Raw genomic sequence first — 14161 nt, 5'->3', positions numbered from 1 at the left:
GCGCAACCCGGAACAGTCAGCATCGTTAAGACGTAAGACCGACGCATTAAGACCGACGCATTAAGACCGAATAAGTAAGACCATATCAGTAAGACCAAATAACAGAAGGTAGCCATGTCCGATAACACCCAAGACAACACTCCAGCGCAGCCAAATCAATCTTACGGCGCGTCCTCCATCCAGATTCTGGAAGGCCTGGAAGCCGTGCGTAAGCGCCCCGGCATGTACATTGGCGATACCTCGGACGGCACTGGCCTGCACCATCTGGTATTCGAAGTGCTGGATAACTCGATTGACGAATCCTTAGCCGGTCACTGTACAGAAATCAATGTCACCATCCATTCGGATAACTCGATCTCCATCACCGATAATGGCCGTGGTATTCCGACTGGCATTAAATGGGATGACAAAAACGATCCTAAGCGCAGCGCTGCTGAAATCGTGATGACCGAGCTGCATGCCGGTGGTAAGTTCGATCAAAACTCCTATAAAGTCTCCGGCGGTCTGCATGGCGTGGGTGTGTCCTGCGTGAATGCGCTGTCCAAATTGCTGAAGCTGACTATCCGTCGCGATGGCAAAGTGCATCAGATGGAATTTTCTAAAGGCGTGGTACAAAACCGCGAACTGGAAACCGTCGACGGCGTCGTCACCTCCCCGATCAAAGTCACCGGCGAGACCGATAAACGCGGTACCGAAGTGCATTTTTGGGCCGATGAAGAAATCTTCAATCACGTCGAATTCCATTACGAAATTCTGTCCAAGCGTATCCGCGAATTGTCCTTCCTGAACAATGGCGTACGCATCAAACTGAATGACCACCGCACCGGCAAAGAAGAATTGTTTGCGTTTGAAGGCGGCACCCGTGGCTTCGTTGAATACATCAACAAAGCTAAAAGCGTACTGCATCCAACCATATTCCAGGCCACCGGCGAACGCATGTCCGACCAGGGCACCAACATCACCGTTGACGTCTCCATGCAATGGAATGATGCCTACAACGAACAGGTACTGTGCTTCACCAATAATATTCCCCAGCGCGACGGCGGCACCCATCTGACCGGCCTGCGCGCTGCGATGACACGCGTCATCAACAAATACATCGAAGAACACGAATACGCGAAAAAAGCCAAAGTCGAAGTCACTGGCGACGACATGCGCGAAGGCCTGACCTGCGTGTTATCCGTCAAAGTACCTGAACCAAAATTCAGCTCGCAGACCAAGGACAAATTAGTCTCGTCAGAAGTACGCGGCCCGGTAGAAGAAATCGTCGCCAAAACCCTGACCGACTTCCTGGCTGAAAAACCGAACGACGCCAAAATCATTTGCGGCAAAATCGTGGAAGCCTCACGCGCGCGTGAAGCAGCCCGTAAAGCACGCGAACTGACGCGCCGCAAAGGCGTGATGGATGGACTGGGCCTGTCGTCGAAACTGGCGGACTGCCAGGAAAAAGACCCGGCGCTGTGCGAACTCTACATCGTCGAGGGTGACTCTGCGGGCGGCTCGGCCAAACAAGGCCGCGACCGTAAATTCCAGGCGATTCTGCCACTGCGCGGTAAAGTGCTGAACGTAGAAAAAGCCCGTTTCGAAAAAATGCTGTCGTCCGAACAGATCACCACCCTGATCGCCACCCTCGGCACCAGCATCGGCCCGGACGAATTCAATGTCGAAAAACTGCGCTACCACCGCATCATCATTATGACCGATGCGGACGTTGACGGCGCCCACATCCGTACCCTGTTGCTGACCCTGTTCTACCGTCAAATGCCACAACTGGTGGAACGCGGCCACATCTACATCGCCCAGCCACCACTGTACAAAGTCAAAGCCGGCCGCGATGAACGCTATCTGAAAGACGATGCCGAAGAAGCGCAATACATGATGACCGTAGCCCTGAATGGCGCTGCGCTGATCCCTGGCACCGGCGCCGACCCGATCATGGGCGAAGCACTGGGCGAACTGGTGCGTCAGTACAACCTGGCCAATGCCGTCATGACCCGCTTAACCCGTGTGATCGACCGCGCCGCACTGACCGCCATCATGACCGGCGTCACCCTGAAACTGGACAGCGCAGAAAACGCACAAGCCTCAGCCGACGCCATGACCGCCGCAATTGCCGACCCATCCGTCAAAGCCGTAGTACGCAGCGACGAATTGTCCGGCGCCTTCAGCCTGCGCGTAGAACGTCTGCATCATGGCAATATCAAAGTCAGCCATATCGACGCTGATTTTGCGGATAGCAATGACTACAAAGTGCTGGAACACGCCGCCAACACCTTCACCGGCCTGATCGGCGACGGCGCTTTCATCCGTCGTGGCGAAGGCGAAAAAGCCAAGGAAATCGCGGTACAAGACTTCCACAACGCCATGCTGTGGCTGCGCGACGAAGCCGAACGCGGCGTTTCTAAACAGCGCTATAAAGGTCTGGGTGAAATGAATCCGGAACAGCTGTGGGAAACCACCATGGACCCAACCGTACGCCGCCTGCTCAAAGTCCAGATCGAAGACGCCATCGCCGCCGACCAAATCTTTACCACCCTGATGGGCGACGACGTAGAACCACGCCGCGCGTTTATTGAAGGGAATGCGTTAAGGGCGGGGAATATTGACGTTTGATGCTGATGTTGTAGGGTCTCATAGAAAGCGCAAAAAGTCTCATCCAAGTGACAATTTAGTGTCACTGTTGATAAAAATTTCCTAATGTCATACAAGTGAAATTGCTGATAAAAAAGCCAGTCGAAAGACTGGCTTTTTTATTTATGTGTGCAGTATTTTGAAATACTGTTGTTTCTAAGGAATTTGTACCAATTATCCCTCAATTTGTGCTTACGCCAGCAAGTAGCAATGTCAGCGGATCCTTAACGTGTGTGCTCCACAATTCGGTGCCATTGGCGATTACGAAAAATCATCTAAGTTAATGATTGCCATGACAGTCATAAAATTTTTGATTTTTAATTATGAGAAATTTTTCTATAGGACACATGTTAAAAAATTTACACAAACGACTCAAATTGCCTGATATTGAGTAAATCCCCTCTGCACACAAAAATACTGTACATTTAATCAGTTAAACCTAATTTCATCACCATTGCAATTGAATGCTACAAGCGACCCGTGGCAGATAAGCGAATACAAAATGGCCATCCGTTAAATTGACCAAAATTTCATCGCATAAATTTAGTGCGACATGCTAGGTTTATTTCAAATATTTCAAATAAAACTATTATTTAGTGTATGCAATCCCAATACAATTGATGCACTTTATTGTTTAACTGAAAATTTTGATAAAAATTGCTATGAAAATTGAAGCAACCGATCAGTTTAATGCGCCAAATTTGCCTTCCATTGACTCCCACTCTGCGTCCAGCTTGGGAAACGTGTCGGATCCACCATTTGAAATACTGGAAAGATACCGCGACGTATCGCCTTTTTTGTCGCAAGTCGTCCAGGCTGCAGATAAGCATCGAAATGCCCTCGGTTTTTTCCCGGCGAGTGTATTTGAAGATTTTGCGCAACGCGATCGTCTTTTTATCATTATTACAAAATCTGATTCTGGCATGCATTATGTGGGGCATCTACTTTTTCGCCCACAATTCCCTCGCGCACATGTAATGCAAATGCTGATACTTCCGGAATTTCGACGTCAAGGACTAGCTGCTAAATTAGTCGAACATTTCAAAACACTATTAACTCATCACGGATTTATTTCAATCTATGCACGTGTAGCTGAGGACTTAAGCACATCAAACGAATTTTGGCATAAGCAAGAATTTTACGTTCAGCGTGTTGCTCAAGGAGGAGCGACACGAAACAGAAAAATTCTCGTTCGCTGCCACGAGTTGGCATCCCCACAGCTTTTCCCAACAAGTGGATTCGATGCTCAAAACCCTCTTGATCTTGTAAATTCCCCGTCAAATATTTCGCCACTATTTCTATTAGATTTAAATGTGTTATTCGATATTGGTCCTCGAAGATTGAGACATGCAGATGCTGCCAGCTTATTTCAGGCCGAGCGTTCCAATTTTTGCCGGCTGGCTATAAGCACAGAGATTCGTGAAGAGCTTCAGAGAAACGCACAACCTGGACGTACTGATCCGATGGAAGCGTACATCAGTATCTACCCGTCATTTCCATTGCACGAAGGAAATGAAACTCAACATATTCTCGAACATTTAGCCACACTCATTTTCCCAACTAGAAAGGTAAGCGGACTATTGAGTGCAAACGACTTTTCCGATCTGCGTCACGTGGCTACCGCAATTCAGCACAACCTTGCAGGCCTCATTACCAACGATAAAGCGATTCTTGCAGCAGCGTCGGTTATCAAGATCAAATATGGAATAGAGATTGTTTCCCCCTCAGCTTTCAAACTTGAAGATTCAGATACTGCTGTAAATACTACGTTTGATGCAAGGGAGAATGGTACGTTAAATTTACTTGAAGTGACGAATGAGGATGAATCGACCATTCGAGCATTTCTTAGAAAAATAGGACTTTCTGGCTCATCTATTGCAGGTGGCTGGCTGCCAATTGACCCCCATGGCCGTATAGCGAAATGCTGTGCTGTTTGGAATAGTACAACCCTCATTGGATATGCTACTTGGGCAGCAAAGGGTGGAGTTGGTGCAATGACAGTCAGAATTGCGATTGACGAGACGAACTCTCAAGCACTCAGCGCCACGAGAATTCTTCTAATGTATTTTTTAGAAAATAATGCCGACCAAGGATCACAGAATATCAAACTCGAGCTTCCACCAAACCAATCGCATGTAAGAGAATTATCCGCTGCCTTTGGATTTTCCGGAACATCAGATCAGCATTGTTTAATGAAACTCGCCCTTGGAGATGTTTTAACAGAAAAAAACTGGAAGGCAGGCCAAACTAATTTAGAGGCAATAGGAAGCGTAAAATTGCCGGTATCGATACCGACATTTAGAAGTGCTGATCAACAAATACAGATATTTACGTCCAATGGAAATCAAAGGCATGTAACGCTGGATGATCTTGAAACACTCCTGTCACCTGCGCTTTTTTGTTTGCCTGGAAGACCATCAGTCTTAACACCAATTTTAAGCAATTTCGCTGCTGAATTACTGGGAAATTCTCCACAAGGCTCTTTGCTTCCACGCTCGACTGCATCGCTGTACCATGATCGACACTACCTGAGTGACCCAAAGACATTGCGTCACTTTAAAAAAGGGACATTGATACTTTTTTACGAGTCAACAAGAAATCATGGACGTGCTGCAGTAATTGCGATTGCACGAGTCAGAGAAGCATACCTTAGACCTATTGATGCCGATGCGAGCGATCTCGAACATTCCGTGTTCACGCCAGAGAATTTAGTTAGTATTGGTAAGTCAAAAATGAAAACTGTAACCGTATTTGATAATATTTTTTATCTAAAGAATCCTGTTCCTTTAGAGGCTCTACGGCGTATGGGCTGTGGAGAACCCAATCAATTAATCACGACACGCCCGCTTACAGACGAGCAATTACAAAAAATTTTGGCAGAAGGTTTTGATACGTGAATAACCAAGAACACATTTTGATATCACTGGCACCACGGCATGCAGAAAATATTTTTGCAGGACGAAAAAAAATCGAACTTCGACGGCGATCTATGAATGTTGCGCCAGGAACTATCGTATGGATATACGTAACATTACCTGTAGGATCAATCATTGGCCGTGCGAAAATCAAAGCTATTCACAAAGCCTCGCCGAATGCACTCTGGCGACAATTTGGTTCAGTCTCTGGCTTAGTTCGGGGCGAATTTCTGAAATACCTTGACGGCTTAGAAGAGGGGGTAGTACTGGAACTTGACGATGCGAAAATTTTAAGCCGCCCGTTTTCTCTAGATTCACTTCGCGACATTGCAGAAGGGTTCAACCCACCCCAATTCTTTATTCGCCTAAAAGAAGAACATCCTTTATTCGATACATTTACTGATTCGACCCAGCGCTTTCGCAAAAAGTACGATCTTACTACTCGGCTTTTTGAGCATGTACACGGTGCGTATTAGCGTAACAACCGGAAACTAATCTCGAGAATTGGAAAACTAAACATAGGCAATACAACTCGTCACATCGTGACTTTGACAACATAGCTTTAGCCATAGGAATTTGTTCTAAGAAATATTTAAACACTTGTTCGTGAAGCTCTCAATGTTAATGAGGCTGGTCTCCAGCTTCCGCTGGACGGCTAGGTGTTCAGCGAGGAATCCAACACATACCAATCACATTGATTTCGCCATAAACTCAAAATCCGTAGAAAAATTGAGAGACGGGGTATTCCAAATGACGTGTGTTTTTTGCAAGCAGCTTGTTGAAGAGTCTCGTATTGAGCATATCCTCCCTGAATCGTTGGGTGGCAGCGATTGGGCTTGCATGTCCAATGGTCTAGTCTGTGCCACATGCAATCAATATTTTGGCTCCAAAGTGGAATCCAAAGCTTTAAGCAGTTACCCCTTTCTTCCGTTTCGACTGCTGCTTGGAATCCCAACTAAGCACAAGAAGGCGCCTTTCATGAAGGCGGCTATTGGTACATTAAGGTCTAGTCACTTACCTGGGTACCTGGGGTTAGATCCACTCTCGGACAGCGTCGAGCAGGGCATTTTCAACAATAAGATTACTCAAGTTCGGATCATTGCCGAGCCCGTTGAGCCACTGGCAGTTTGTCGGCTTCTACTGAAGATGGGCCTTGAACTGCTTGCTTACAATTCTGACGAAGCTCACCTGCCACGATATGACGCTGCGCGGAAATTTGCTCGAAGCCCTCATCCGAATAGTCGCTGGTGGTTTCTGATCGCCTGTGATTTCGTAAGTCTTTTTCTACGTTTTAAAAATGGCGTCTCGCCCTCGGAATGGGAAAGTGGAATATCACTGTCAATTGAGGATGTTGGCGAGGGAAATGTATTTCACCTAAAACTACTTGAAATGAGTTTGTTCGTTCCACTTGAGCAACAGATTGACGCAGCTACGAATCTTCGTGACTTTGCTCCCGAATGGCAGGTCTACGAAGTAGTTGCAGGACGCTCGCCCGGTCACCCACAGCAGTAATCGTATTCCACGACCCAAAAAATCCAGTGCGCATAGGGAAATATTTCTCAAAATTAAATTACCAAAATGCAATGCCACTAAGTAAAATAATCAGCTTTGATGATTTTCAGTTTCTTTGAGAGAATATAGAAATATTTCGTTTTTAGTGAGACAGAATTGGGCTACGAATGCCTCACTGAATTGAAAAAAGCCTGAAAAATCAAGGGGCGTGCTTTTCATCTTTATTGAGATCGTACAGATGTCGCGTGCCACAAGAAGTGAAATTTGTGCCAAGTAAGTGGAAAGCTGCTTCAACAGATAGTGAAAGGATCCGACGGATTCTGAACATGCAAATGCCCGGTTCTACCGGGCATTTTGTCTGATGGATGGCAAGAATTTGAATCGGCTAAAGGATGGTGAAGTCCTGAAAGCTAAATCTATGCTTTGCGCTGGAAGCAGGCGTCGGACGAGTCGCCATTATGAATTTTAACATCGACTCGGCGACTCTCTCGTGACGCCACCATATAAATTACAGAGTTAATTAGGAGGCATATGAATCACAACATCTACGTCAAATGTGACGTCTGCAGCGCGAAGACACATTGCCGAGTTGGATTGTCAAATCGTACCCATCAGCCGATACGCTTTCGCTGCCAAGGGTGCGGCGCTCCCATTGACATCACAGTGACACTCGATCATAAGCAAGTCACGAGTGACATCGATGTTGGTGGTGCTGAGATGGTGGACGGCAACGCCTTCGAGGGTGGTGATCATTTCGTTGACCTGCATCTCGACTTCCCCGTTTCATTTGGCAAATACATGATGGGGCACACGCCATTCATGATGGCGATGAAGCGCATTGGTGATCAGAATATGCAAATTCATGCCATGCGGCTGAACTGGCTCAACAATGTGCAGGAAATGGCGCCTCAAATCAAGGCGCTGTTCACCCTGTACGTGAAGGGAAAGCACGAACTGTTCAAGGAGAAGGTGTGGGAGTTCCTCGACGGCAAGATCCCTTGCGACACCCAACTTGACATCAATCGTGCGCTGTATATGGCCATCGAGAAGGCGTTCTTTCCTTTCGCCGAGCCGAAAAGGAATGTTGACGCTGTGACCACCATCACCAAGCTGCAAATGCGACTTGCTAAGCGTGACAAGGCTGCGCTTAATGCATTTGTGGACGAGATTGTCGATACAGGATTTCTCAGGAATCTTCAGCTTGATTGCCTTGAGATTTATCCAAAGATCATTGACCTCGAGTTGATGTTCCGTCCGGCGTTGTTCTTGGACTTTGACGAAACATACGGCGGCAACACTTACTACCGCGTGTCTGCGCACGAGTTCGACGAAGTCAAAGATCTGTTCAAGGACATCGCTGAAATTATGTCCCGTGCCGTCGTCCTTGTTGCGGGGCTCAACAACCTGAATCGGCGTGGCGATCATAACAAGTTCTCCCCCGCCAAAAATGCACCATCGAGCCTTAAGGAGTTTGCTGATTGGCCGTTGGGCCTGAAGCTGGCCCAGTTGGACAACTGCTGGTATCACATTGACGCGAGCGACATTGACCATCGCCTGCGCAACTCGATTGCTCACTACAAGGCCGAATCAGACAAGGTAACTCAGGTAATTACGTACTATCCAAAGAAGGAAGGGCTCGAACAAGCAACATCGTTCCAGCTTCAGTTTCTGGACTTCAGTCGCAAGATCCTTGGCATGTTCCGGGAGACGCACCGGCTGAACCATCTGACCAAGTGCCTATTCGTCTACTACTACCTTGACATGCAGGGTGTGAAGGGCACGCCCTTTTACGAAGAGGATGAACCAAACGGCTGAACTCGTCGTTGGCCTTGACGCAAGGCGCCCAAAAAGCTTGCTATGCCTAGAGCGCTAAGGCGGCTTTGCGCAGCCAGTAGCACTAAGTGTGAGCAACCGCTATCGACTATGAGTCACATTTGCAGATTTAACATATCGGAGGAACAACATGAACAGGAAATGTTTCTCAATATCTATCTTTACACTCCCCATCTCCAAACCAACATCCGCATAGATATTGGCCTGCAGGCCAAAATGGGCTGGAGAAGTCCATTTCATGCGGGTAGGTGTGGGTAAATCGCCCCGCTGATTGAGTATTTTTTCTCCTGGTGATCGGGTCAGGTCATGAGGGTCAATACCGTGTCATATTCACTTGTTATGTTTAGTGAATTCTCCAAAGCGACCGCTAAACACCTGGCATAACTTTGACACTAAGACATATAAAATTATAAACTTCACACTCACTCAAATCGACACCCCAGGGCGCTATGCCGACTTAAGCGGCCTTATGCGGCCTTATGCGGCCTTAAGCGGTTTTACCCGGTTTTACGCTATTGATAGCCCAGAAGACGATGACACGATTGCCCAGGTTTTTTAGCCTTACATTTTTTCTGCTGACCCTGACTGCCTGCGTTTCGCCGCAGGCGCCATCGTTGATCATCGCTGGTGCTTATTTTCCGGCCTGGCTGTTATGTGCGGCGCTGGGCGTGATCGTCGCCATCGTGTTTCGAATAGCGCTGCTGAAATTGAAGCTCGCTGATTTACTCCCCTATCCTCTTTTTCTCTGTCTTTCAGTTGGTGTGCTGGCTGCCATGCTGATCTGGCTGATCTGGTTTGGACAATGAATTTACCTACTCAAAAAAAAGCCCTGATCGGCAAACTCATCTCATTGAGCATCATCCTGGGCGCTGTCATTTTTGCAGCGTACATCTGGCGCCATAAAGAGCACTTTCCTGTCAGCGAAGAAGCCAGTATTGATGCCGAGGTCACGCATGTTGCCGCTGCAGTTGGTGGCCGTATCGTGAAGATTGCGGTGCGCGAAAATCAACTCGTCAAAGCCGGTGATATCTTGTTTCAGCTCGACCCGGTACCGTTTCAACTGGCAGTGGAACAGGCACGTGCCGATCTGGCGCTGGCCGAAGCAACGCTGGCGACCAAACAGCGTGCATTGGCGGTACAGCAAAGCAATGCCAACATCGCCAGCAAGCAAATTAAGCGCAGCAGCACGAATCTGAACTTAGCCAGCAGCACAGTCGAACGTTTGCGGCCTTTAGCAGCCAAGGGCTTTGTGCCGCAACAGCAGCTGGATCAGGCCATCGCGATGGAACGCGATGCGGAAATCAGTATGCAGCAGGCACGTGAACAAGAAGCCGCCGCGCGGCAAGCGATAGATACGGTGGATAGTTCGCTTGCAGCGGTCAGTGCGCGTCAGGCTGCCTTAAACATGGCTTTGCGGGCATTGGAAGACAGTACGGTGAAGGCAGTGACTGCTGGCCGGGTGGTCGGTTTAACGGTCGCTCCCGGCGAGACGCTGGCACCGTTTCAAAGCTTATTCACGCTGGTGAATACCGAGGAATGGTTTGCCATGGCAAATTTCAAAGAGAGTGAATTAAGCCATATCAAGGCCGGTGATTGTGTCACGGTGTACTCAATGATCGATAAAAAAATACCGATTAAAGGTCAGGTCGAGAGCATAGGCTGGGGTGTCAAAGATACCGCAAACATTGCCTTGCCACGTTCGGTACCCTACGTCGAACGGTCATTGAACTGGGTCAAGGTAGCGCAGCGTTTTCCGGTGCGCATTCATTTGCATCATCCGCCTGAACATCTGGCACGAATGGGTGCCAGCGCTCTGGTTGAATTAAATCGCGGTGCGGCTTGCCAATGAAGTCTGAACCCGCGCAACCCAGCCTGTGGCACGAACTGGTCAGCAGTCGTCCGGGGCGCGCCAGTCATGCCTTGCGCATTACCGCTTGTTGCATACTGAGTTGTTTGCTGGTGCAGTATTATCAAACTCCCGAGGCTGCACTATCGGTGTATATCGTATTTTTTCTGGTCAAACCGGATCGCCTCAGCAGCATCGTACAGAGTATCGCTGCGGTGCTGCTGATGGGCTTCATCGTCGGCTTGCTGCTGCTGATTATCCAACAGGTGATCGATGAACCCGTTTTGCGTCTGGCCAGTATGGCGGCACTCTCGCTGTTTTTTATGTTTGCTGCGCTGGCGAGTAAATTACGGCCTGTCGCCAGCATCCTGGCCTTAATTTTTGCGTACACGCTGGATCTGGTGTGTCAGGCTTTTATCGGCGAACTGGCGACGCGCGCCTTGTTGTACGGCTGGCTGGCGGCGATTATTCCTGCCGGGGTTTGCCTGTCGCTCAGCTTACTTTGTGCACCGGGCGCAGGTCAGTTGCTGCGTCAGACGCTGGCCTATGATTTCCGGCTGGCTGCGGCCCGACTGCAGCAAGCCGATCATGCGTCTGAAGCCTGGCGCGAGGCCTTGCAGGATGATCAAAGCCAAATTCAACAATGGCTAAAGCTGAGTGCCAAAGAGCGCGATGCCAGCGATCTGCCCCAATTGCAATGCTACTGCGCAACGCTGGGGCCACTATTCATTCTGATTGAGCAATTGGGCAGGACCTGGTCACCCTTACCCGGCGGTTTGAGCACATCACAGCTGGCGCAATTTCTCACCGATTGCGGCAATGCGCTGGAAGCACGGCAGACACTGCCTGATTTTCCTCAACTCAGTGCTGCTGACGCCCGCAACCGCACGCTGTGTGAACTGGCCAGGCTATTTCGTTTTATCAGCACAAACACGTCAGCCGATGACGTAGCAGAGCTTAGCGTAGTCACGGCACAGCCAGTGACAGGCTTTTGGCTGGCCGATGCATTCAGTAATCCCGACTATCCGCGCCTGGCGCTGAAAACGACGGCAGCGGCAATGTCCTGCTATCTGATTTATAGCTTGCTCGATTGGCCGGGCATACACACCAGCCTGATCACCTGCTACATCGTGGCGCTGGCGAGTACCGCCGAAACCCTGCAAAAGCTGCGCTTACGCCTGATCGGTTGCCTGATCGGCAGTGTGGCCGGCATCGCCACCATTTTACTGATCATGCCGCAGATTAATTCGCTGGCGTTTTTACTGGTTTTGATCGCTCTGTCCAGCCTGGCTGCTGCCTGGGTCGCGGCAGGCAGTTCACGGATTGCCTATGCCGGTTTACAAATCGCTTTCGCTTACTACTTATGCGTGCTGCAAGGGCATGGTCCGGCGTTTGATCTGGTGATTCCACGCGACAGGGTGATCGGTATCGTGCTTGGATTATTGGTGGTGTATCTGATCTTTGTACATATCTGGCCGGTCAGCCTGGCGCGTCAGATCGATAGCGGCATACTTCAGGCGCAAGCGCTGTTCGCCCGGCTATGTCAGTCTGATCAAAATAAGCTCACTCAGCACCAGCGTTATGGCTTGCTGAATCAGATCGCCATGCAATTAAATCTGGTGCAGCGCGCATACGCTTTAATCACACTGGAGCCGGTTACTGTGCGTCCCACACAGGAATGGCTGCAACAACGCCAACATTTACTGCACAGCTTGCAGCTGTTGTGCCAGCAACTGCTGATGACGTCGGACTGCTCCGACACCTCTATGTATCAATTGCAGCACTTGCGGCAATTGCGCCAAGTGCTGTTGCAGCTGGCGGAGTTATTGCCAGTCAGTTCAGCCACACTGTGCAGTGAAACGCTTAACACGGTCAATCTGCAATTACATCAATTTACTCAGCGGCACGCCAACCCAGATTGTCTCAGCCATGAAACTCTTCAGTACCCAGCTTAAGCCTTTGCTATTGATCAGCCTGTTAGGAGCACATTGCGCGATACTGGCCGATGAAAAACTCCCGGCACGTCCGGATTTACCCTGGCCAGCGCATGCCCAAGCGGCCAACAATGGGTTTAGTTTGCCAGTGAACCCGGACTTATTAAAACCAGTAGCCAGCATCGAACTCAGCCAGCAAGCCTATACACTGCCGCAATTAATCGAACTGGCGCGCGAACATCATCCGGCGACACGCATCGCCTGGAACGAAGCTAAAAAAGCAGAGCTACAGAGTGCGCTGGTTGAAACCAGTTACCAACCCAAACTGAGCGCGAGAGCCGGTATCATCGCCCAGCAAACCCGTAGCGACCTGAGCATCAGCCAATTACAAGCTGGCAGTCAGCACACCAGCCAGGGCGGCGTCGTGGCGCTCACAGCGGACTGGTTGCTCTACGATTTTGGCAGCCGTGCTGCCTTACAAGACGCCAGCCAGCAAGCCAGTACGATGGCCAAACTGGCCTATAGCAGCGCGCACCAGCAACTGATACTGAGCATCGCGCTGGCCTATTATGCACATGCTGCGGCTATGGCGCGCCAACAGAACGCAGCGACCTCGCGGGAGAATGCCAAACTGATCGTCGACGCTGCCGAACAACGCTACAAGAAAGGCATAGGGACGGTGATCGAAGTCGCTCAGGCCAGGCAAGGGCAGGCACAGGCAAATTTGGTCTGTGTGCAGGCGCAGGCTGCTGAGGAAGATGCCTATCAGGCGCTGATCACCGCACTCGGTGTGACGCCATCCGGGCGGCTCAAGCTGGCACCGCTGCAGCAACACCCATTAAGTCTGGACCTCATCCCCTCACTGGATCAATACATAGAACAAGCCTTGGCGAAGCGCCCCGATATCGCCAGCAGTTACGCGGCTCAGTTAGCCAGCCAGGCCGCGATCCGGCTGGCTGAAGCGGAATTCAAACCTAAGATAGTCGCGGCAGTCACGCTGGCACAAGGCAGTGGTGGCATCAGTAGCACGGCGATTTCACCTGCTGGTTACTATAGCCCATCATTGGAACTCTCAGGCGCGCGCCGCAGCGCTGGTTTGATGCTGGGAATCAGCCTGCCTTTGTATGACGGTGGCACGCGCCAGCTCTCACTGGGCAAAGCACGTCTGGATGCAGAAAACGCTGGCCTGCGCGCGCAACAACTGCGTGATGAGGCGGTGCGCCAGATTCTCCAGACCAGGAATAGCCTGATCAAAAGTATTCATGCCTGTCTGGCGGCACAAGTCCTGGTGGATGCGGCACAAACCACTTACGATGCAGCCTATGAAGCTTATCGCAGCGGGGTCGGCACCCTGACCGATTTGCGTTTAAGCGAGAGCCAGTTACTGGCGGCGAAAACCAGCCAGAGTGACAGCTACAGCGCGGCTTTATCAGCCTCAGCCTCGCTCGCCTTTGCCAGCGGCAGCCTGGGCGCTGCACCCTGAACCGACT

Annotated in this window: 9 protein-coding genes and 1 pseudogene; all 10 read left to right on the top strand. The window is 50.0% G+C overall.

Annotation, left to right across the window (positions count from 1 at the left end; all coding sequences use genetic code 11):
* Nucleotides 1-114: 114 nt before the first annotated feature.
* The 10 genes and pseudogenes from gyrB (at nucleotide 115) to EYB48_RS07260 (ending at nucleotide 14154) form a co-directional block, all read left to right on the top strand.
* Nucleotides 115-2613 carry a DNA topoisomerase (ATP-hydrolyzing) subunit B gene (gyrB, locus tag EYB48_RS07300; RefSeq protein WP_162019654.1) on the top strand — a complete coding sequence of 833 codons (2499 nt, stop codon included), beginning with the start codon at nucleotides 115-117 and terminating at the stop codon, nucleotides 2611-2613.
* Nucleotides 2614-3293: 680 nt separating this feature from the next.
* Entirely contained in the window at nucleotides 3294-5528 is a 2235-nt protein-coding gene (locus EYB48_RS07295) for a GNAT family N-acetyltransferase (RefSeq protein ID WP_162019653.1), read from the top strand.
* On the top strand, nucleotides 5525-6022 hold the full coding sequence (locus EYB48_RS07290) for an ASCH domain-containing protein (RefSeq protein WP_162019652.1): 498 nt from the start codon (nucleotides 5525-5527) through the stop codon (nucleotides 6020-6022). Before EYB48_RS07295 ends, EYB48_RS07290 begins: the two co-directional genes overlap by 4 nt.
* Before the next feature lie 142 nt (nucleotides 6023-6164).
* Nucleotides 6165-6446: pseudogene (locus tag EYB48_RS19525) on the top strand (HNH endonuclease); the annotation flags it as partial.
* A gap of 78 nt (nucleotides 6447-6524) precedes the next feature.
* Nucleotides 6525-7058, top strand: a complete 534-nt coding sequence (locus tag EYB48_RS07285; protein WP_235934953.1) for a hypothetical protein — start codon at nucleotides 6525-6527, stop codon at nucleotides 7056-7058.
* Between the two features lie 531 nt (nucleotides 7059-7589).
* Entirely contained in the window at nucleotides 7590-8873 is a 1284-nt protein-coding gene (locus EYB48_RS07280; protein ID WP_162019650.1) for a hypothetical protein, read from the top strand.
* A 632-nt stretch (nucleotides 8874-9505) separates the two neighbouring features.
* Complete coding sequence (locus EYB48_RS07275) at nucleotides 9506-9697, top strand: YtcA family lipoprotein (protein WP_162019649.1); 192 nt, start codon at nucleotides 9506-9508, stop codon at nucleotides 9695-9697.
* Nucleotides 9694-10740: a multidrug transporter subunit MdtN gene (gene mdtN / locus EYB48_RS07270; protein WP_162019648.1), complete on the top strand. Its 1047-nt coding sequence runs from the start codon at nucleotides 9694-9696 to the stop codon at nucleotides 10738-10740. Before EYB48_RS07275 ends, mdtN begins: the two co-directional genes overlap by 4 nt.
* Nucleotides 10737-12692, top strand: a complete 1956-nt coding sequence (locus EYB48_RS07265; protein WP_162019647.1) for an FUSC family protein — start codon at nucleotides 10737-10739, stop codon at nucleotides 12690-12692. Before mdtN ends, EYB48_RS07265 begins: the two co-directional genes overlap by 4 nt.
* Nucleotides 12667-14154 (top strand): TolC family protein, encoded by a 1488-nt coding sequence (locus EYB48_RS07260; RefSeq protein WP_162019646.1) that lies wholly within the window; start codon nucleotides 12667-12669, stop codon nucleotides 14152-14154. The genes EYB48_RS07265 and EYB48_RS07260 overlap by 26 nt, the downstream gene beginning before the upstream one ends.
* Nucleotides 14155-14161 lie beyond the last annotated feature (7 nt).

It is taken from the genome of Cognatundibacterium crateris (assembly GCF_010078235.1).
GTDB lineage: Bacteria > Pseudomonadota > Gammaproteobacteria > Burkholderiales > Burkholderiaceae_D > Undibacterium > Undibacterium crateris.
Note: the sequence above shows the minus strand (reverse complement) of the source record. Positions and strands in the feature narration are given on the sequence as shown.